Source organism: Anabaena sp. TISTR 8404 (assembly GCF_056847745.1).
The window spans coordinates 5,949,283-5,971,370 of record NZ_CP180578.1 but is presented as its reverse complement, the minus strand read 5'-3'; the positions used below and the strand labels follow the sequence as shown (position 1 = coordinate 5,971,370).

General features: G+C 40.6%; 13 protein-coding genes. 6 read left to right on the top strand and 7 right to left on the bottom strand.

The features are described 5' to 3' along the window. Positions 1-175: 175 nt before the first annotated feature. Both ACMX3D_RS25985 and ACMX3D_RS25980 read left to right on the top strand, forming a co-directional pair. Entirely contained in the window at positions 176-2,899 is a 2,724-nt protein-coding gene (locus tag ACMX3D_RS25985; protein WP_482748667.1) for a TonB-dependent siderophore receptor, read from the top strand. A gap of 111 nt (positions 2,900-3,010) precedes the next feature. Beyond that, entirely contained in the window at positions 3,011-3,997 is a 987-nt protein-coding gene (locus ACMX3D_RS25980; protein ID WP_482748666.1) for an iron-siderophore ABC transporter substrate-binding protein, read from the top strand. 243 nt (positions 3,998-4,240) lie between these two features. On the opposite strand, the gene ACMX3D_RS25975 is transcribed toward ACMX3D_RS25980, so the two are convergent. The 5 genes from ACMX3D_RS25975 to ACMX3D_RS25955 all read right to left on the bottom strand — a co-directional run bounded on the left by ACMX3D_RS25975 (position 4,241) and on the right by ACMX3D_RS25955 (position 10,029). Then, complete coding sequence (locus ACMX3D_RS25975; RefSeq protein ID WP_482748665.1) at positions 4,241-5,572, bottom strand: MFS transporter; 1,332 nt, start codon at positions 5,570-5,572, stop codon at positions 4,241-4,243. Between the two features lie 247 nt (positions 5,573-5,819). Further along, a complete protein-coding gene (locus ACMX3D_RS25970; protein ID WP_482748664.1) occupies positions 5,820-6,698 on the bottom strand; it encodes an IucA/IucC family C-terminal-domain containing protein in 879 nt (292 codons plus the stop codon). Between the two features lie 131 nt (positions 6,699-6,829). Beyond that, on the bottom strand, positions 6,830-7,627 hold the full coding sequence (locus tag ACMX3D_RS25965) for an ABC transporter ATP-binding protein (protein WP_482748663.1): 798 nt from the start codon (positions 7,625-7,627) through the stop codon (positions 6,830-6,832). A gap of 129 nt (positions 7,628-7,756) precedes the next feature. Then, the gene (locus tag ACMX3D_RS25960; protein ID WP_482748662.1) at positions 7,757-9,862 is read right to left on the bottom strand and encodes an acylase; all 2,106 of its coding nucleotides are present in this window, start codon (positions 9,860-9,862) and stop codon (positions 7,757-7,759) included. A 29-nt stretch (positions 9,863-9,891) separates the two neighbouring features. Further along, the gene (locus ACMX3D_RS25955; RefSeq protein ID WP_482748661.1) at positions 9,892-10,029 is read right to left on the bottom strand and encodes a hypothetical protein; all 138 of its coding nucleotides are present in this window, start codon (positions 10,027-10,029) and stop codon (positions 9,892-9,894) included. 605 nt (positions 10,030-10,634) lie between these two features. On the opposite strand from ACMX3D_RS25955, the gene ahcY reads away from it, so the two are divergent. Continuing rightward, the gene (gene ahcY / locus ACMX3D_RS25950) at positions 10,635-11,912 is read left to right on the top strand and encodes an adenosylhomocysteinase (protein WP_482748660.1); all 1,278 of its coding nucleotides are present in this window, start codon (positions 10,635-10,637) and stop codon (positions 11,910-11,912) included. A 209-nt stretch (positions 11,913-12,121) separates the two neighbouring features. On the opposite strand, the gene ACMX3D_RS25945 is transcribed toward ahcY, so the two are convergent. Then, positions 12,122-14,932: a cation-translocating P-type ATPase gene (locus ACMX3D_RS25945; protein WP_482748659.1), complete on the bottom strand. Its 2,811-nt coding sequence runs from the start codon at positions 14,930-14,932 to the stop codon at positions 12,122-12,124. Between the two features lie 799 nt (positions 14,933-15,731). Between ACMX3D_RS25945 and ACMX3D_RS25940 the strand changes: the two genes are divergently transcribed. Next, positions 15,732-18,506 carry a CHAT domain-containing tetratricopeptide repeat protein gene (locus ACMX3D_RS25940; protein ID WP_482748658.1) on the top strand — a complete coding sequence of 925 codons (2,775 nt, stop codon included), beginning with the start codon at positions 15,732-15,734 and terminating at the stop codon, positions 18,504-18,506. A gap of 285 nt (positions 18,507-18,791) precedes the next feature. Beyond that, the gene (locus ACMX3D_RS25935; RefSeq protein ID WP_482748657.1) at positions 18,792-19,619 is read left to right on the top strand and encodes an Rpn family recombination-promoting nuclease/putative transposase; all 828 of its coding nucleotides are present in this window, start codon (positions 18,792-18,794) and stop codon (positions 19,617-19,619) included. 96 nt (positions 19,620-19,715) lie between these two features. On the opposite strand, the gene ACMX3D_RS25930 is transcribed toward ACMX3D_RS25935, so the two are convergent. Beyond that, positions 19,716-21,224, bottom strand: coding sequence for an ABC transporter permease subunit (locus ACMX3D_RS25930; protein ID WP_482748656.1), 1,509 nt, complete (start codon positions 21,222-21,224; stop codon positions 19,716-19,718). Between the two features lie 16 nt (positions 21,225-21,240). Between ACMX3D_RS25930 and ACMX3D_RS25925 the strand changes: the two genes are divergently transcribed. After that, the gene (locus tag ACMX3D_RS25925; protein ID WP_482748655.1) at positions 21,241-21,996 is read left to right on the top strand and encodes an amino acid ABC transporter ATP-binding protein; all 756 of its coding nucleotides are present in this window, start codon (positions 21,241-21,243) and stop codon (positions 21,994-21,996) included. Positions 21,997-22,088 lie beyond the last annotated feature (92 nt).

The window sequence follows — 22,088 nt, the reverse complement described above, 5'->3', positions numbered from 1 at the left end:
ATAGGAAGTTTATGATAATGTTTCCTGATAGTTTCGCAATTAGCTGCGAATAATTTGCAGCTAATTCTTGAGAAATTTTAAAGATATGATGCCAATCATTATCGCTAAAGTATCGCGTCATTTATTGAGACGTGAAATTTTTGTGTGGATGTGAAGAGTGGAGAGAAGTATCAAGATGCAATTAGAACCGTTAGTTAAAAGCCTGTTATTTAAAGGTTTAGTTTCAGGAGCAATACGAATGAAGTCTGGATTGATGAGTGATATACGTTCGGTAGGGTTGGCATTAGCGGTAATTAGCAGCTTGATACAACCATCTCATGCCGGAACATCAACACCAGAACTATCAACTATTGATGAGCAAAAATCTCACTCTTCCAACTCAGCACAATTGCTAGTGCAAAATACTAGTAGTGCGGTTATTAAAGTTACAGGTGTTAAAGTCAATTCTACAGATAAAGGCATCGAAATTATTTTAGAAAGTGCCAACGCAGAAGCACTTAAACCAACAAATAATACTCAAGGCAATAGTTTTATAGCGGATATACCCAATGCAGTGTTAGCACTGCCCAACGGTGGAAACTTTACCCAAAACAATCCTGCACCAGGCATTGTATCTGTTAGTGTTACTCAAACTGATGCAAATACTGTTCGAGTCACAGTCACGGGTGAAGGAGATTTACCAACAGCAGAGTTATTTGATAGTGATGAAGGTCTAATTTTTGAACTTGCACCTGTTGCTTCCGTCACACAACCATCACAGCCAGAACAACCAACGAGTGAAACACCACCAGAACAACCAACTGCGGAGAGTGAAACACAGCGATCGCAACCAGAACAGCCAACCAGTGAAACCCCACCAGAACAACCAACTGCGGAGAGTAATGAACCAATTGAATTGTTGGTGACAGGTGAACAAGATGGGTATCGTGTACCTACAGCTACTACCGCAACTAAAACAGACACACCCTTACGTGATGTACCCCAAGCAATTCAGGTAATTCCTCGACAAGTACTGCAAGACCAACAAGTCAGACGTTTGAACGAAGCTTTACGAAATGCACCGGGTGTCATATCCGATAACTCAGAACGTTCTGTTTTTGAAGGATTTACTATTCGTGGTTTTAGTAACAGCAATATCATCCGCAACGGTTTGAGAGACGATACTAATAATACGAGTAGCATCAATACTGGCAATATCGAGCAGATAGAAGTTTTGCGAGGGCCAGCCTCAGTTCTATTTGGACAAGGGGGCGCTGGAGGTACGATTAATATCGTTACGAAAAAACCCCAAAGTACTCCTTTTTATTCTATTGAGGGTACTATTGGTAGCTTTGATACCTATGGTGGCTCTATAGATATTACAGGGCCGTTAAATGATGACAGAACTTTTTTATATAGATTAAACGCATCTGCATTCACAACAGACACATTTATTGATTTTTTTGAAACAGAGCGTTACTTTGTTGCGCCAAGCTTTACTTGGCTGATAGGTAAGAACACCGAATTAACGGTAGAAGCCGAATATTCAAACCAAAAACAACCCAATGACCGGGGTTTACCTGCTGTGGGTACAGTCTTACCTAACCCTAATGGTAAATTACCAATTAATCGTTTCATCGGTGAACCTTTTGATGAAATCGACAAAAATAATCGTGAATCTCTGCGGATTGGTTACAATTTTGAACATCGTTTTAATGAAGATTGGAAGTTCCGCAATAACTTTAATTTTTCATACCTGAGTGTGGCACAAAATTCTTTGTTCCCAACAGGACTTTTAGATGATAATCGCACTCTTGAACGAGGTTTGTTTGTTGCTGAATTTGCCCAACAAACTTACAACGTAGATACAAGTGTTGTTGGTAATTTCAAAACAGGTAGCATTGATCACAAACTCTTAATTGGTGTTGACCTATCGAGAAATCTTTCTTATCAAGAAGGAAGAAACTTTTCTCAAGAACTTGGCCCTATAGATATTTTTAATCCTATTTATCGGCGTGAAAGTCTAGGTGTAGCTAGTGAACCAGAGCCAGATGCACCCACAATATCGGAAGGTTTAGGAATTTATTTACAAGACCAAATTGCATTTTCAGACAATTTTAAATTGGTTCTAGGTGGAAGATTTGATATTGTCACCCAAAAAATAGAAGATTCTTTGGGAGAAACAACTGCTTTTCAACAAGATGAAGCATTTAGCCCTCGTGTTGGGATTGTCTATCAACCGAGCCAAGCTATTTCTCTCTACGCTAACTATAGCCGTTCATTTCAACAGGTGACAGGAACAACTTTCGACAACAGACTATTTGAACCAGAACGGGGTACTCAGTATGAAGTGGGTGTGAAAGTAGATTGGACAAATAATCTTTCTTCAACTCTAGCTTTATACCAAATTACTCGCTCAAACGTTCTGACTACTGATTTTAGAGATCCAAGTGGAAATTCTTCTATCCAGACAGGAGAACAAAGAAGTCGGGGTATTGAATTAGATATAGCAGGTGAAATTTTACCAGGATGGAAAATTATTGGTGGCTATGCCTACACCGATGCACAAGTAACTGAGGACAATAGTATTCCAGTTGGAAACCGCATTAACAATGTGCCAGAACACGCTTTTAGTTTGTGGAGTACCTACGAGATTCAAAAAGGTAGTCTACAAGGCTTGGGATTTGGCTTAGGACTGTTTTATGTAGGAGAAAGAGAGGGAGATTTAGAGAATAGCTTTCGCCTACCAAGTTATGTCCGCACTGATGCAGCCTTGTTCTACCGCAGAAATAACTTCCGCGCTGCTTTGAATGTGCAGAACTTGTTTGACAATGAGTACTTTGAAAGTGCTGACAACAGCTTGCGCGTTTTTCCTGGCGCACCGCGCACACTAAGATTTACATTGGGTTGGCAATTGTAATCAAGAAAAGAAGTATTTTTTGATAGATTAGTTAGCCCGATTAGGATTTAAGTACAGCCCTTTATTTCCCGTAGGGCTGCTTTATTTTCAAATTTATCGTTGAATTTCAATATGATAAAGAAAAACTGGTATAAACATATCAATTTATTCTTGATAATCGTCATAAGTGTGATATATTTCAAAGGTTGTTCTAGCTTTTTACCTGCAAATACTGATTTATTCAAAGCAAAGTCAAGAGTATCAGAATGCCGGTTAGTTAAGCATGAATTAGGAGAAAGGTGTATTCCTATCAATCCTCAACGGATAATTGCGACTGATCAAGAAAGTTTAGAAATATTAGTAGCCTTGGGTTTAAAACCAATTGCAGCAACAACAGCCAATAGAGTGGGTAATAAGACGCGTATATTGGAGGGAAAAATTAATGGAATTGTTGATTTAGGCAAGGAAAGCCAGCTAAATATTGAAAAGATTGTTAAATTAAATCCTGATTTAATTATAGGATTCTTTATCAGTCCGCAAAATTATAATTTATTTTCTCAAATAGCCCCAACTGTTTCAGTAGATTATACACAAACTACTTGGAAGAAAACATTACAGCAGCTTGGTGAAATAGTTGGTCAAAGTCAAGAAGTAGAAAAATTACTGGCTCAATATCAACAAAGAATTGAAAAATTCAGATTAGCACTTGCTCAAAAAACAGAAAAACCAGAAATTTCTGTAATGAGATTTTATACAGAAATGAAATTTACGCAGTTTATGAATCAGTTCTCTTTTCCTGTGAGTATTTTAGAGGAATTAAACTTATCTATACCTCTTGTACAACGCCAGATTAATAGTTCAATTTCAGATGCAAGTTATGTCAATGTTAGTTTAGAACGTGTTGATTTACTAGATGCAGATGTAATGTTTATAGCGTTAGATCCAGGTTCAGAGGATAATTTTAAAAAATACCAGAATAGCCCTCTCTGGCAAATGTTAAACGTAGTTAAACAAAATCGAGTATATACTGTTGATTCAAGTTACTGGATTTTTGGAAATATTCTGTCAGCTAATGCGATTTTAGATGATATCTGGAAGTATTTAATTGAAGCATCATAACAATCATATACAGCGTTTTTTATTTGAGTAAAGTACATCTTGATAGAGAGAAAGAGGCTAGTGTGTTGTACTTCATTTAGATAAAAAATGCTGTAAATCTATTCATTTCGCCAGGGAAATAGATCATTTTTTGGGTAAATGAGGTACGAGGGTAAAACCCAAAACTATGTAGAGACGTTACATGTAACGTCTCTACAGTATTCCACGAATATGCAAACTGCTGTAATATTTTGAATACCATGATTATTTCAACTGGCTATACTCTGTATCATGGTCTGGCACAATAGTTTCTACATTCCGCAGTATACGTACAGAAAACCCAATCACACCAACCAATAACATCCACACGGCACAAATCACATACAAAAGGGATATCCCTGCACCAGTACCAGTCCCGAATAATCCTCCCAACATAGCAACTAAAATACCTTCTGATTGTAAGGCTGGTGTAAACACATGATCTGCCAGTGGCCCTGCTATTAAGTAGCCTACCGCAGAAGCTATCTGTAAAAGTAGCGATCGCGCCGCAAAAACTCTTCCTTGTACATTCGGAGGTACTTTCGCTAACCAAATAGCACTATCCGAACTACCATTTAAAGGAAAATTTAACGAGGAGCAAAATTGTGCTGGAATCCAAACCCAAGGGGTTTTACCCAAACCAAACACAATTTTACTTAAGCCTGCACCAATCATCCCCAACAAAACGCCTTTGATTTTACGTCTAAAACCGCCCCAAGTGCTAAGAATTATTGCTCCCATGACACCGCCAAAACCAGCAGCTGATGCTAAACTACCCAGCACCACAGCATCATTATTTGTTCTGGATAAAATCATTGGTGAGTATAAGGCATCACCAATGTCATGGGGTAGCCAAAATAATAAGTTAACTACTAACAATGCTAATAAACTTTTTTGGCTACTAATGTAATGCCAACCAAATCCCAAGTCTTGCCAAATATGGGGGATTTTTTCATTGTTATTAGTTGGTGCTGGTTGGGGAATACTAACTAACAGTAAGCTACTAATTGCGATCGCAAAAGTAAACATATCAATTAGCCAGATTCCTAAAAAACCAATGATTGTATAAAGATATCCAGCTAATGCGGGTGCAATAATATTGCTGCCATAACCAGACAAAAATTGTAAACTACTAGCGCGAGTATAGTGTTTTTTCGGAATCATCAGTGATACTGATGACGAGTAGGCTAACGACTGAAATTGATTGAAGGTTCCAACAATAGCGCCTGTTAGATAAAAATGCCAAATTTGTAAATGATTAGTGAGATGTAGCAGAACAATACTAATAGTAGTGAAAACTGCTACTGTATCACCAACCATCATCAATAATTTCCGGTTAAAACGGTCTACAATGACACCACTGATGGGGGTAATAATAATACTGGGAAGCAAACTAAAAAAACCTACCAAAGCAAGAGTAGTTGCTTTACCTGTAATTTCCCATGCCCAAATTTCAATCGCAAAACTGGTCATACTGCTACCAATAGTAGACACTAGCTGACCAAGCCAGACGATCATAAAACTACGCATACTGGCAGAATTTGGTTGTTGTGGCATTCTATTTTGACAAAATGATTAGGGAATAGTGAAGTGGGGAGTAGGATTTGACTTTTCACGATATCAGGAAAACCTCTCTCCAAACCTCTCTCTTAAGAGGAAAGAGGCTTTGACTTCTCCCTTATAGGGAACTCTGCTGGGGGGTTAAGTGGAGAGTGAGATTTTCCAGATGATATGACAAGAGTCGGAGAGTAGGAAAGGTGAAAGTTTATCCTTCTATCTCCTACATTCTTGTACTAATCTAATTTCAGCTATCTTCAGCTAAATTTTGTTTGATGATTGCAATTCGTTCCTGGGTGTCTATCATAGGACAGTTAGGACACTTTTCATTGTATGGAGGAATGAAAGTATATAAGCAGCAAGTGAGTCGAACTGTATATTGGCTAGGTAAACCTGGTTCATTGAGTTGTTCGGTGCGTACCAAACTATATAGAGGATTGCGACCTGGCATTATTGAACTATAAGGCTGTTCATACAAGACTGAATAATCTGTTTGTATTGCTTCTGGGCTAGTGTATTGGCTGAGTTCAGCAAACTGTCCTTCAGAGGCGTTAACTGCATTACCCCACATAGTTTTTTTGGATAGTTTGGTTAAACTATGAACGCGGTCAATCATTGGTGCGAAATTCCGTTGAAACAAGCCAGTAAAGACGGCTTGGTGTAAAGCATCAACGCTGTTGACTATTTTTCCTGGATAGTCTTTAGGGATTGGGATAGGCGATCGCTTAGGATAAATTACAGTACGACTCAGATCATGAATCCATAGTGCCTTGGGTTGACCGTCTTCTAAAACAAAACTCACATTCTCCAGCCCTACATCTAGTCCTACGCCAGCCCAAGTCATCAAAGCTAAAACACCTGGTAATGTTTTCCAGCTATAAACTTTGTTCCAGATAGATGCAGCAATACGAATATCTTGGGTTTTTTCATATTCAGGCCTGACTTTAATAACAGATAAAAGTTTTTCTGGTTGTAAGTAATCGTTAAGTGCAATCACCTCAGCATTATCAGGAGGCTGAGTTAAGATGATGCAATCAGTGTAAAAACTATCTAGAGTACATTGAGCATGTGTGAATATTTCTGTTATAAAATCACGCACATTGGTGGTAATTAGTGGTTGTGACATTTATAAACTTCCTATATAACTCCGAATCAATATCTTTTTGTAATGCTGACAATAAATATTTCCTAAGTCATTTACAATAGTATTTGCTGATAAGATATAGCCAAAAATTCATTAGTCGAAATAATCTAATTTTAATAATTTTTCCTTGGTTTACGTCCTATTGGTACACACATTGGTGTTCCTACAACTGGGTCAGGAACAATGTGACACTCTAAGCCGAAAACCTGTTGTACCATTTCCTCTGTCATTACTTGCTGTGGTTCGCCAGCAGTAAAAATTCGACCTTGTTTAACAGCAACTAAATAATCGGCATAACGACAAGCTTGATTTAAATCATGCAGCACCATGACAATCGTTCTTGCTTGATTTTGGTTCAATTCATACAACAAATCTAAAACTTCTATTTGATGAGCCAAATCCAAAAAAGTAGTCGGTTCATCTAATAGTAAAATCTCTGTATCTTGTGCGAGTGCCATTGCAATCCAAGCTCGCTGCCTTTGTCCACCAGATAATGTGTCGAGCGCTCTATCTGCCAACGACCAAATATCTGTAATTTCTAGCGCCTGTTGGACGATTTTTTCATCTTTATCTGACCACTGCTGCAACCAGTTTTGATAAGGATAACGTCCTTGTGCTACTAAATCTCGTACTGTTAACCCTTCTGGTGCAACTGGACTTTGGGGCAAAATTCCTAACTGTTGTGCTACTTCTTTGGTAGAAAGATGCAAAATTGATCTGCCATCAAGATATACCGTACCACCACAGGGTTTGAGCAATCTGGCTAATCCTCTTAATAATGTTGATTTACCACAACCATTAGCACCAACTAAAGCACTAATTTTTCCAGTTGGAATTGCTAAATTTAAATCATGGATAATTGAGACACCATCGTAAGCTAAAGATAGACTTTTGGTTGATAATCCTTTCATAAGTGATATTTTACAAGTTGATTTTTTGTAGTTATGAATTAGCAAATACAGAAAATCATGAATAATTACTTCATGGTGTAGTTGATTATTAACAATTAACAATCAACTACACCATTAAATAGTTCTTCTTTAAAAGACTGTGCGCTCCTCCAAATGGTCTGTAATTTCCTGTCGGGTTCGCCAAACTGGACGCAATTCCTGACGAGCAAACAATTTTAGTTGATCGCCGACATGGGATGAATGAGGTTGAGTAGCATTACCATAGCTGGTTAGAGCCTTTGCTTTGACTGGTTGGGAAAACTCCACAGCAGCAACGTAAGAATCTCCATGAACGGCTTGAAAGCGTCCATCACCTATTGGGGCAAAACTCAAAACGCGGAAAACCCCTTTATCATCATCGCCACCATTAGCAGGTAAGTCGAGTTTGCCATACCGTAATCGGAAAACCTCACCCCAAGCTACATCTAGGGTTCCATAACTCTTTTCGATTTTGGCTGCGACCTCTGCTAGTGTTTTCACTGCACTTTCAGGGTCAGCCAAACCGTCAGGTGTGGTGCGGGGTGATTTTTCATCCCAAGGAATGCTAAATGCTTTATCTAAATCTAGATTGTCTGCCCAAAAGTCAAACAGTACAGCACCTTTACTATCTGCATTCACTTTTCGATCCCACGCTGCTAGAACTTCAGCCGCCCGTCGTGCTATGTTGTTCCCTTGCTTTTGTGCAGCCGGAATCAAATCATCAAGAATTCTCTGTGCCAATTCCATGTGCGTAGAATGCTTATAGGCAATCATTTCCTCAAAGGAAATACTTTCATCATCAGCTAACATGTTGGCAGAATGCTGCGCTCGGAAATCCATTGGCCCCCTCGGTGCCATATAGGATGGATAGTTGTCGGCTTTGATAACGGTGGGAAATGTTGTAGTCCAAGGTGGGTCATTGGCATTTTGTAACCAACCACTGGGTGGATCAATTACTTTAGGCAAATCTTGATATGGGTGAGTTTTCGTCCACAGAGTTTGCGATGTATCACCAGGGATGATGTTTTGCCAGTATGTAAAGTCTCCTTGTTTGCGTACTGGAACTAGGCCGTTGAAGAGGTGCATAATATGCCCTTCACGGTCAGCATACATAACAGTAAACATGGGCAGTTGCAAGCGTTGCAATGCCTTTTGAAATTGAGTGAGATTTTTGGAACGTGCCATATCCCACCACTGTTCTAAAATACCAGGTTGGTGTTGACCGACGACGCGCAGTGCTACGGCTTTTCCTTCTTGAGCGCTAACTACAGGCCCATGAACAGAACTTTTGACTGAGAAGATTTGCTCTTTGAATAAGCCATTTTTTTGCTTGATTTTTAAGGAAAAGTTAGCTGTTTCAAAGGGACGAACTTTGCCATCGAAAAGATAGCCGTTTTTTTGCAGGTTGAGTTCGTAAACATCCCAACCATCGTGAGTATTGACGGTATGAGTCCAACCTAAATGATCGTTGAAAGCGATCGCTAAAACCGGAATACCTACTAATGTTGCTCCATAAGCATCAATTCCTGGGGCGGTAATTTGCGCTTCGTACCACAAAAATAAATCTCCCCAAGGCAAGTGGGGGTTAGCCAATAACATTGCTTTGCCACTAGCAGATTTTTTGGGTGCGATCGCCCAACCATTAGAACCTGGGGCAGATGTTTTTTTGGTCATATCTGCTACTCTTCCAGGATCAACAACAAAAGTAAAAAGCATTACTCTTTGCAAATGGCTAAGTACATCCTCTGCTGTCACAGGCAATACTACTTTGACTTTCGGGTCAATTAAATCAGGATGCTTTTTGGCATAGTCATTAATTCCTGTGGCAAAAGCATTTAGATAACTACGAAATGCAGGGCTTTGGGCTTTGTACCAAATTTTAGTGCGTTGAGGTACGCCCATTGTCAGCACCCATTTATCTGATTCGAGATAATCTTCTCCCCAATATTCCGCAGCTTTTCCTCGCGCTTGTCCGTATAAGCGCAACAACAAGTTCCCGTGACTTTGCATTTGCGCCCAACCAAAGGCTTGAAAAGCATCTGGGGTTTTATTACCGTAAATATGAGGTATGCCGTAAGTATCCCAAAGAATTTCTGTAGTTTTGGGTGCAGAGCTGAGACTCTGGCTACTTACGACCAAAACAAATATGATGCTGAAAAGAAACGGTAAAAATCTTTTGAATTGTTTCTGCCAGCCCAAAAGAACAGTAAAAAACATCTTATTTGAAGTAAAAATAAAGACTGTCATCACTCAGCAGATATCAGCAAAACATCAGTCAGCGATCGCGGTAGCCTGACAAACACATCCGCCCAATACTTCAAGCGATCGTCACTGCACTCAAATTTAGTAATGGCCTCATCCCTAAACAGTTTGCTGATTTTCATCTACTAACCCTTAAACAAGTTAAAAACCTACTTTCATACGAACTGTACTTTTCTACATAATGAAATATATTGGCAATAAACATTAAAATAGAATCTATGTCAAGTTTGCAACTAATTATCACTTTAGATAACCGTTCTTTTCCTTAGCCATAAGAAGTCATAGCTACACAAACTTTTGCTGTCTAGCCTATGAAAATGGCAAAGCCGAACGCAGACTAAAAAATAGAAGAGGTAATTTAACTGGATTTGTTATGACTGACAAAAGCAAAAAGAAGATTTAATGATAATTACGATATCACTAATTTGAGAAAATTTCTCATTATTTTTGAAAATATCTTGACAGTAGATATCAATCAGCCCAGGATTTGGCCGATACTATAAATCTGCAAATTTTTTCTTGTTAACTGTCAACAGTCAACCATAGTAAGAAATCTGTTCCTTGTTCCTTATCGCCTTACTGTTGACATTAAGCTATGTAAACGTCAAGCTAGTCCACAGGACTATCGACTAGCTGCTTGGTAATTACCGCCAAAAACTACTAGTCGTGGAATAAACTAGTAAAGTACGTAAGTTTTACGTACATTTTTTACGATTTTGAGGAACTTATGACCGCAACTTCTCCCCGATTAAAGCACGAGGTTAAAGACCTCGCCCTCGCTCCCTTGGGAAGACAGCGTATTGAATGGGCGGGACGGGAAATGCCAGTTTTACGGCAAATCCGCGATCGCTTTGCTCAAGAAAAACCTTTTGCTGGGCTTCGCCTTGTGGCTTGCGCCCACGTCACCACCGAAACAGCACATTTAGCCATTGCGCTCAAAGCTGGCGGTGCAGATGCAGTTTTAATTGCAAGTAACCCCTTGTCAACTCAAGATGACGTAGCTGCTAGTCTTGTTGTTGATCATGAAATTCCCGTCTTTGCGATCAAAGGCGAAGATAACGAAACATATAATCGCCACGTCCAAATTGCTTTAGACCACCGTCCTAACATTATTATTGACGACGGTAGTGATGTGGTTGCAACCTTAGTTCAGCAACGCCAACATCAAATTGCCGATTTAATTGGTACTACAGAAGAAACCACAACCGGAATTGTGCGCTTACGCGCTATGTTCAACGATGGCGTTCTTACCTTCCCAGCGGTGAACGTTAACGACGCAGACACCAAGCACTTCTTTGATAATCGCTACGGTACAGGACAATCAACCCTGGATGGGATTATCCGCGCGACAAATATTTTGCTGGCTGGTAAGACAATTGTTGTGGCTGGTTATGGCTGGTGCGGTAAAGGTACAGCATTACGCGCTCGTGGTTTGGGTGCAAACGTGATTGTTACCGAAATTGACCCCATCAAAGCGATTGAAGCTGTGATGGATGGCTTCCGCGTTCTTCCGATGGCTGAAGCTGCACCCCAAGGTGATTTGTTTATTACCGTAACTGGTAACAAGCACGTCATTCGTGGTGAGCATTTCGATGTTATGAAAGACGGTGCGATCGTTTGTAACTCCGGTCACTTTGATATCGAACTTGACCTGAAATATTTAGCTAGTCAAGCTCAAGAAATTAAGCTAGTACGTCCGTTTACCGAAGAATATAAACTGAAGAATGGTAAATCAGTGATTGTTTTGGGTGAAGGACGCTTAGTCAACCTCGCCGCCGCCGAAGGACATCCTAGCGCGGTAATGGATATGAGTTTTGCAAACCAAGCGTTGGCTTGCGAATATTTGGTGAAGAATAAAGGTAAATTGCAACCTGGTTTGCACTCCATCCCCACCGAGGTAGATCAAGAAATTGCTCGGTTGAAGTTGCAAGCTATTGGTATTAGCATCGATACCTTAACACCAGAGCAAATTGAGTACATCAACTCTTGGACTAGTGGAACTTAAACTCAGTGTTAGAGTTTAAGCGATAGGATATGTTGACGGGATAGGTTAGCCTATCCCGTTTTAGTAAATGTTTATTTGCCTCATGCAAAGAAGCACTAGTAGGTTGGTTCAGGCGCACAAGAAATATTTATATTGCGCTGTAACCCAACACCAAATTATGGAATTTTTAGAGAAGATTTCAACGTGCAATTTCAATGACGATTAGCTTATCAGTCATGGTTGACTTTGCTAATAATTCGCTTTCTCAGTTCGTCGGCTATTAAGATGAACGGCGGACAGAACAGCAATATTAGCCAGTAAGAAGGTTGTAATGGTGCAGTTGAGAAGATTGTTTGCAGGGTAGGAGAATAAATAATTGAGAGAATGAGAAACCATTCCACAGCAATTCCTATCCAAATTAAACGGTTAGTAAAAAATCCTAAGCGCAAAATAGAAAAGCGTTCGGAACGACAGGCGAAAACGTTACCATCTTGGCAAGCGACAATTACGGCTAAAGTCATGGTTGTGGCTTGATGATAAATCGCCATTGTGGCTGCACTGGCTGAGTGAGATAAAATGTTGGGGCTAATGGCTTGTAATTGGGGAATGTTATAGCCATTTGTCCACCACACAAAGAAAAATCCTGCCATACCTGCTAAACCTTCCAGGAGTCCTAAGAAGCAGTAAGCACGTAGCAGTAAGGGTTTATCTAACAGTGCTTGGGATTTTTTGCGGGGTGGTAATTCCATTGAACCGACTTCTGGTTTTTCTGCACCTAACGCTAGTGCGGGAATCATATCTGTGCCTAAGTCAATAGCTAAGATTTGCAAAATTAACAGGGCTGGGGGTATTTTCAGAAACACCATTGCGAGGAAAGGGAGAAATTCTGCCATGTTGGAGGCAAGAATATAAGTCATGAATTTGCGGATGTTTTGATATACTGCCCTACCCTGTTCAATGGCAGAGACGATAGTTGCAAAATTATCATCGATGAGAACAATATCCGCAGCTTCACGGGCAACATCTGTACCACTCATTCCCATTGCGATGCCGATATTCGCAGCGCGTAAAGCGGGGGCATCGTTAACACCATCACCAGTCACAGCGACTACATGACCAAGGGTTTTGTATGCATCGACTAACCTGAGTTTCTGTTCTGGCATGACTCTGGCAAATACTAACCCAGTTTTGTGCTTGTGGAGGATTTGCCGTAATTGTGTATCTGAAAGATGTCCTAATTGTTCGCCTGTGATGGTTCTAACTTTGCCATTAACTAAACCAATGCGTTGGGCGATCGCAGCTGCGGTTAACCCATAATCGCCTGTAATCATTGTGACTTGAATTCCAGCACGATGACAAAGAGCGATCGCATCGGCAACTTCGGGGCGTGGTGGGTCTATCATGGCCACCAATCCTAAAAAAGTCAAATCCTGTTCTAATAAATGATCATCTGGCTGGTTTAATTCTGCACCACCTTGTCTTGTGGCTATTCCCAGAACGCGATAACCTTGACTTGCTAATTGATCATTCGCTGCGACAATTTCCTCGCGCTGAGTTTCTGTTAATTCCTGCTTTTCCCCCTTGTGCCATAAATACCGCGAATGTTGCAATACATCTAATGGTGCGCCTTTGGTAAAAATGAGATACTGAGAATTTTCCGTATCTTCCAAGGGCAATTGTCCTTCTAATAAAACCGTCATCATCCGGCGGTGAGAATCAAACGGGATTTCTCGAACTCTGGGCGCTTGGTGTTGCAACTCTTCTAAATTCAACCCAGCTTTGATTGCAGCTACTAATAACGCTGCTTCTGTAGGATCTCCGACTGCTTGCCATTGATTAGAATTGGGGGGATGATTTAACCGCGCGTTAGAACAAAGTGCTGCACCAGCCAACATTAACCGCACTTGAGATTCATATTCAGGAGATGGAATTTCGACTTCTCCTTTGGGTTCATAACCTACGCCAGTCACATTAATTTGCGTGTTGGGAACCCACAATTGACGGACAGTCATTTCATTTTTCGTCAAAGTCCCAGTTTTGTCGGTGCAAATTACCGTTGTCGCACTGAGAGTTTCCACCGCAGATAAACGCCGCACTAAAGCATTCTTTTTCGCCATACGCCTGACACCAATGGCTAAGGCTAAACTCACGGTAGGGAGTAAGCCTTCAGGGACAAATGCCACAATAATCCCAATGGCAAAAATGAAACTTTCGCGTAGTTGCATTCCCACCAGCAACTTAGTCAGGAGAAATATCACCACACCCATACCCAAAGCGATGATGGTAATAATGTGAACAACTCTGGAAATCTGCACTTCTAAAGTACTGGCTTCCCGTTGCACATTGGCGGTGAGATGGGCGACCTGACCAAATTCTGTGTGTGTACCTGTGGCGTATACCACTGCTAGTCCGCGACCAGAAGCAACGCTAGAACCTGCAAATACTAAGTTACTGGCTTCGGAAGCATGAATATTGAGTGCGGTGACGGGTTCACTAATGCGAGGAACTGGTAAAGATTCTCCAGTGAGGACAGAGACATCGACATATAAAGATTGACTTTCGACAAGTCTGGCATCTGCGGAGATTTTATCACCTTCTTCTAACTGCATCACATCGCCGCTAACTAACTCACGGGCAGGAATCACAGTTAATTTGCCATCACGATAAACTTTAGCTTGGGAAGGTAAGATTTTTTTCAGGGCTGCTAAAGCTTTTTCGGCTTGAAACTCCTGCCAAAAGCTAAAAATAGCGTTAATCCAAATCACTGCCCAAATTGCCCAGCCTAATTCCGGTGTTTGGGAAATAAAAGCTAAAATCCCCGCCACCCACAACAGCAATGCCATGAAATGGGTTAATTGATCAATGAAACGCAGAATTAACGGGCGGGTTTGCGGTTCGGGAAGTTCGTTATAACCAGATTGTTTTAATCTTAAATTAGCTTCTGCCTCGCTGATCCCTTGGGGAGTTGTGGTGAGAGTTTTGTAGACATCTGTAGGTGTCAGCGTCCAAATATGAGAGTTTCCATGAGAATTTGCATTCATCCTAAACCCGTTCCTACTCTCAATAGCATTCGGTTTTCGTATCTTAGATGCTGAGTCTACACCGCTTCATCTGCCTGAGAGTAATTTTGCAAGAAAAATTATACGCAAATGCGATCGCACAAACAATTATCTGACTTTTCACGGTATCTGGACAACCCCTCTCCAAACCTCTCCCCTGCAAGGAGAGAGGCTTTGATTTCTCCCCCTTCCCTAGTAGGGAAGGGGGCTGGGGGGTTAGGTTTTGCGTTAGCTTTTCCACATGACATGAAAAGTCAGAAACAATTAGGAGTCGCGCAAAAATAACTTGAACACTTTTGATTGAGAAGTAAAGCTAACAGTTTATTACAGATTAAATTCGTACAACTTATTTTTGCCTGATGCCTTATCCATTATGTGATCATTCTGAATACTCGTGAATGAGTCTTTGATACTCGTAGACGAGTGTTTGATATTTGTGGGCGAGTCTTTGATATTCGTGAATGAGTATTAGAACTTCATTAATGAATATTTGATATTCGCGGAAGAGTATCGGAACTCCATTCATGAGTGTTTGATACTCGCGGATGAGTGTTTGATACTCGTGAATGAATCTTTAATACTCGCGGATGAGTCTTGAATACTCGTGGATGAGTCTTTGATACTCGTGAACAAGTCTTGAATACTCGTGGATGAGTCGCTGATACTCACTCAGCATTTTGCCATATCACGGATTGAGGAAATAGAATTTTAATCTCAGTCTAATTTTTGCAATCTGTAGTGGTATTAAAATAAACCTCAGCCCTGGCCACGACTTACTGCGATGCACTTCAAATTCCGCAAATATGCCCTCATTGCCTTGCTGACTACAACTCTCAGCATCAACTTAGATTTACCCAAACTCAATTTTCTCCTCAACTCCAACTTAGCCGCTTCAGCACAAACCCCAGACTCACGTAAAGCCGAAGCAGATAAACTGTTACAGCAAGGTATTCAACAGTTTCAAACTAGTCAAGTTGAAGCAGCGTTACAGTCTTGGCAACAAGCACTAATTATTTATCGTGAAATCAAAGACCGTAAAGGTGAGAGTAATGCACTAGGCAATCTCGGTGTTGCTTACAATTCAATGGGAGATTACCCCAAAGCCATAGAATACCAGCAGCAGAGATTAGCCATCGCCCGTGAAATCAAAGACCGTAAAGGTGAAAGTGCAGCACTAGGCAATCTCGGTGTTGCTTACAATTCACTAGGAGATTACCCCAAAGCCATAGAATACCAGCAGCAGAGATTAGTCATCGCCCGTGAAATCAAAGACCGTAAAGGTGAGGGAAAGTCACTCGGCAATCTCGGTCTTGCTTACTATTCATTAGGAGACTACCCCAAAGCCATAGAATACCAGCAGCAGAGTTTAGCCATCACTCGTGAAATCAAAGACCGTCTCGATGAGGGAAAGTTACTCGACAATCTCGGTAATGCTTACAATTCACTGGGAGATTACCCCAAAGCCATAGAATACCAGCAGCAGAGTTTAGCCATCGCTCGTGAAATCAAAGACCGTCTCGGTGAGGGACAGTCACTCGGCAATCTCGGTCTTGCTTACTATTATCTAGGAGACTACCCCAAAGCCATAGAATACCAGCAGCAGAGTTTAGACATTGCCCGTGAAATCAAAGACCGTCTCGATGAGGAACAGTCACTCGGCAATCTCGGCCTTGCTTACTATTCATTAGGAGACTACCCCAAAGCCATAGAATACCAGCAGCAGAGATTAGCGATCGCCCGTGACATCAAAGATCGTCTCGGTGAGGGACAGTCACTCGGCAATCTCGGTCTTGCTTACAATTCATTAGGAGACTACCCCAAAGCCATAGAATACCAACAGCAGAGATTAGTGATCGCCCGTGAAATCAAAGACCGTCTCGGTGAGGGACAGTCACTCGGCAATCTCGGTCTTGCTTACAATTCACTAGGAGATTACCCCAAAGCCATAAAATACCAGCAGCAGAGATTAGCGATCGCTCGTGAAATCAAAGACCGTATCGGTGAGGGACAGTCACTCGGCAATCTCGGTCTTGCTTACTATTATCTAGGAGACTACCCCAAAGCCATAGAATACCAGCAGCAGAGTTTAGCCATCCTTCGTGAAATCAAAGACCGTCTTGGTGAGGGACAGTCTTTAAATAATTTAGGAGCTACTTTCTACAGATATGGTAATCTCCCCGTAGCAGAGAAAACGCTGTATGAAGGAATTAAAGTTTATGAATCTCTGCGAGATAAAAAATTAAATGACCCCAACAAAGTCTCAATTTTTGAGACACAAAGAAACACATACAATACTTTACAACAAGTTCTCATTGCCCAAAACAAAACCGATGCAGCTTTAGAAATATCCGAACGTGGACGTGCTAGGGCATTTGTTCAGTTACTCTCATCTCGCTTGAATAAAGCTAATAGCGATATGAAATCGCTCTCTGCGCCAACAATAGGCGAGATGAAACAAATTGCCAAACAGCAAAACTCTACCTTAGTGCAATACTCAATTATTTACGATGACTTCAAAGTAGAAAATCAACAACAATATAAAGAATCAGAACTTTATATTTGGGTAATCAAACCTAACGGTGAAGTCACATTTCATCGCCAAGACCTTAAACCATTGTGGCAAAAACAAAATACTAGTCTGGCAAATTCAGTTAAAAGTATTCTCACCACTAGCAGGTTTGCATGGAATCAACCCCTCAAACAACTCCATGAAATTCTCATCCAACCAATCGCCCAAGAATTACCCAAAGACCCTAAAACTCATGTAATTTTTATACCTCAAGAATCCTTATTTTTTGTGCCTTTCCCAGCCTTAAAAGATGCAGACAATAAATACCTCATTGAAAAACATACCATCCTCACCGCACCATCAATTCAAGTATTAGATTTAACCCATAAACAACGCATCCAAACACGAAACGCATCTAAGCAAAATGCCTTAGTTGTCGGTAATCCCATCATGCCCCGTGTCGCTTTAAATGGCGATAAACCAGAACAATTAGAAGCTTTACCCGGTGCAGAAATCGAAGCCAAAGAAATTGCGCGGCTATTAAATACCAAAGCCATCATCGGTAAAGATGCAACCAAAAATCAAATTTTAAAACTCCTACCACAAGCCCGAATTATTCATTTAGCAACTCACGGATTGGCTGATGATACTTACGGTTTAGGAAGTTGGATTGCATTAGCACCAAACCCAAAAACTCAACAAGAAACAGGTAATGGCTTACTAACTGCTGAAGAAATCTTAGATTTAAAACTGCAAGCCGAATTATTTGTCATCAGTGCTTGCCAAACTGGACGGGGACGCATCACGGGTGATGGTGTGATTGGTTTATCGCGTTCGATAATTTCTGCTGGTGTTTCCAGTGTGTTAGTTTCCCTGTGGGTAATTCCCGATGAAGATTCTCAGTTACTCATGAGGGAGTTTTATCAAAATCTGCAAAAGAATCCAGATAAAGCCCAAGCATTACGTCAAGCCATGCTAGGCAGAATTAAAGAAAAATCTCTACCAATTAACTGGGCAGCATTTACACTAATTGGTGAAGCGGAATGAGGCAAACTTTGTCACTCAATATACAAGGTTGCTTTCGCAGGATGGAGGAATGACGACGCGATCGCAAGTGTTCTCTTTCAATCAACGTGAGTTCGATTAACCTCTCCCCAACCCCTCTCCGACGCGGAGAGGGGCTGAAATATCCTTAATTACTAACGAAAAATTAAGCTTTTAAAGCCTCTCTCCTTATAGGGGAGAGGTTTGGAGAGGGGTGTTAAAATCCGTCGAACTCACGTTAAATCAGATAAAAAATTATATTACTGCTGTTTTACAGAGATTATTCATGTGAAAACCGATACTATCTTTTATCAACTATTCCAAAGCTTTCCCGGCATTTTTTTTGAACTGATTAACCAATCTCCCAATATGGCGATCGCTTATCAGTTTTCATCCGTGGAAGTTAAACAACTCGCCTTCCGCATCGACGGTGTATTTCTTCCTAAAAATCAGGACATATCACCACCAATTTATTTTGTTGAAGTCCAATTTCAACCAGATAGAAAATTTTATTCCCGCTTTTTCACTGAAATATTTCTTTACCTCGATAAAACTGAATTACCAAACAATTGGCGTGGTGTTGTAGTGTATCCAAACCAGAGTATTGATACAGCAGCCAGAGAAAGATATATTGAATTACTCACCAGTGAAAGAGTAAAGTGTATTTATCTCGATGAGTTAGACTCGGTAGAACCATCAATTGGGATTGAGACAGTAAAATTAGTAATTGAGCCAGAATCAACTGCTGCCAGAAAAGCTAGAGAGTTAATTGAACTTGCTAAACAACAAGTAGCCGATGAATTCAGTCAGCGGGAAATTCTACAATTAATAGAGACGATTATTATATACAAATTTCCCCAAATGAGTCGAGAGGAGATAGAAAAAATGTTAGGTTTAAATGAATTGAAACAGACTAAGGTATATCAGGAAGCTAAAGAAGAAGGGAAGTTAGAAGGCAAGTTAGAAGGTAAGTTAGAAGGTAAGTTAGAAGCAGTTCCTTTTATGCTGAGTTTAGGCGCAACTATAGAACAAATAGCAGAAGCTTTGAGTTTAGATATCGAGCAAGTTAGACAAGTAGCTCAAAATAGTCAGTCAAATCAGAGTCAACCTGACTGATGGTTCACTCTCGCTATATGAGCGATCGCACCTTGTTGAGGACTACTATAGCTGAGATGTGATCGCTCTAAAAATCTTTGAGAAACTTTATATTCACTATTTCCTCTGCTGTCTAACCGGGTTCATCCATACTTCTAATTTGCTAAATGCTTGAGAAGAAAGCAGTGTCAAGCATAAATAAACCAAGGCTACGGCGGCGTAAATTTCAAAGGCGCGGTAGTTACCAGCGACAATTAATTGTCCTTTGCGGAATAATTCTTCAAAACCGATAACTGCAACTAAGCTGGTATCTTTTAATAAGCTAATAAATTCATTACCCAAGGGTGGAATCATCCGCCGAAAAGCTTGGGGAAAAATTACATAGCGCATGGTTTCTGTTGAACTTAAACCGAGTGATTGTGCGGCTTCGGTTTGTCCTAATTCAATAGATTGAATCCCAGCACGGACAATTTCGGCAATATAGGCGGCGCTGTTTAAACTTAAAGCGAGTACTCCAGCAACTAAGGGATTAAAGTTAAAAGTAAAACCAAGTTGTTGTGCGATCGCTGGTATACCAAAGTAAATCATAAAAATTTGTACCAGCAAAGGCGTGCCGCGAAAGAAATCTACATAAGCTCGTGCTAACCAACGCACAGGTTTAATATAAGAAAGGCGGACAATCCCTATTAAAGAACCACCAACTAAACCTAAAACTACAGAAAGAATTGTTAATTGCAGTGTTACCAATGCACCTTGTAAAAGTATGGGCAAAGCACGCCAAATTACACTTAATGAAGTGAATACATTTGCGTTGCTACCATTAGCCTGATTTTCAAAGGGAGATTTAACGGGTAATGTAGGTGGTTCAGCTTTAAACCATTTTTTGTAGATTTGCGAATACTCACCATTTCGCAGCACTCTATCCAAACCATCATTAATGAGTGTTAAATTAGGCGAGTTTTTGGCTGTGACAATTCCGTAATATTCTTCTGTTAGTAATTGCTGAATAACTTTAATTCCCTGGAGATTTCCTGTATTAATGGCATACAAAGTTACAGGTGCATCGTTAATTACCGCATCCACATTACCATTCAGCAATTCTTGCAAGGCTAAAGGTGCAGAATCAAAACTGCGAATTTCTACTCCGGGAATACCTTTCGCCTTTTCTGCGCCAGTTGTACCAATTTGGACGGCAATTTTTTTATTCTTGAGACTATCTAAGCTAGTAATATCTTGATTGTTACTCCGGACTGCGATCGCCAACCCAGCCTTAAAATAAGGACGGGAAAAATCAACTGTTTTGGCGCGTTCCTCGGTAATTGTGATCGAACTAATCGCCGCATCGATGGTTTTAGCTTGGACTGCGGGGATAATGCCATCAAAAGGGATGCTTTGAAAATTTACTTTAAAATTAGCAGCAGAGGCGATCGCATTCATCAAATCAATGGAAAAACCTTGTAATTGTCCGCCTGCGCCTTGAAACTCAAACGGTGGAAAGGCTGGTTCAGTCGCTACCCGCAATGTTTTTCCAGCGTCAGAGTTGACACTACAGCCAGTCAGTAAGATACAACTCAAACTAATTACCAACAACCCACGCCACCAACGCCTAAAATTTAATCTAATCATCTTCTGTTAATGGGCTATGAAAAATTCTAACCCTATCATTATTTTTGAAAATATTGAAAAAAACTTTGGTTCCCTCAAAGTTCTTAAAGGAATCACAGGCGAAATTCAGCAAGGGGAAGTTGTGGCGGTGATTGGGGCTTCCGGGTGTGGTAAAAGTACATTACTGCGATGCTTCAATCGTTTAGAACGTATTGATAACGGTTCCTTGGTAGTTAATGGAATTGAGTTATCTAAATCTAATTTCAACAGTCAACAACTGCGCCAACTGCGAACTCAAGTAGGGATGGTTTTTCAACAATTTAATTTGTTTCCCCATCTCAGTGTGTTAGAAAATCTGACACTTGCGCCGCGTAAAGTTTTAGGCAAAACTGCCAAAGAAAGCGCCCAACTCGCAGGATTATATTTAGAAAAAGTTGGTTTATTTGATAAAGCCTCCGCTTATCCCGAACAACTATCTGGCGGACAAAAGCAAAGAGTTGCGATCGCTCGTAGCTTATGTATGAATCCCCAGATTATGCTATTTGATGAACCTACCAGCGCCTTAGATCCTGAACTTGTCGGTGAAGTTTTACAAGTGATGCAACAATTAGCCGCCGAGGGAATGACAATGGTAGTCGTCACCCATGAAATGCAATTTGCGCGGGAAGTTGCCCATCGAGTGATATTTATGGATAAAGGCGTAGTAGCAGAACAAGGTTCAGCTTACGAAGTGATCACAAATCCGCAAAGCGATCGCCTGCGTACTTTTCTCAGCCGCCTCTACAAAGTATGAAGTATGAAGTGTGAAGTATGAAGTATGTAGACACCCTTTGGGTGGCTTCCCATAGGGTAATTTTATTTATTCTCCTGCCTCCTGCCTTTTAA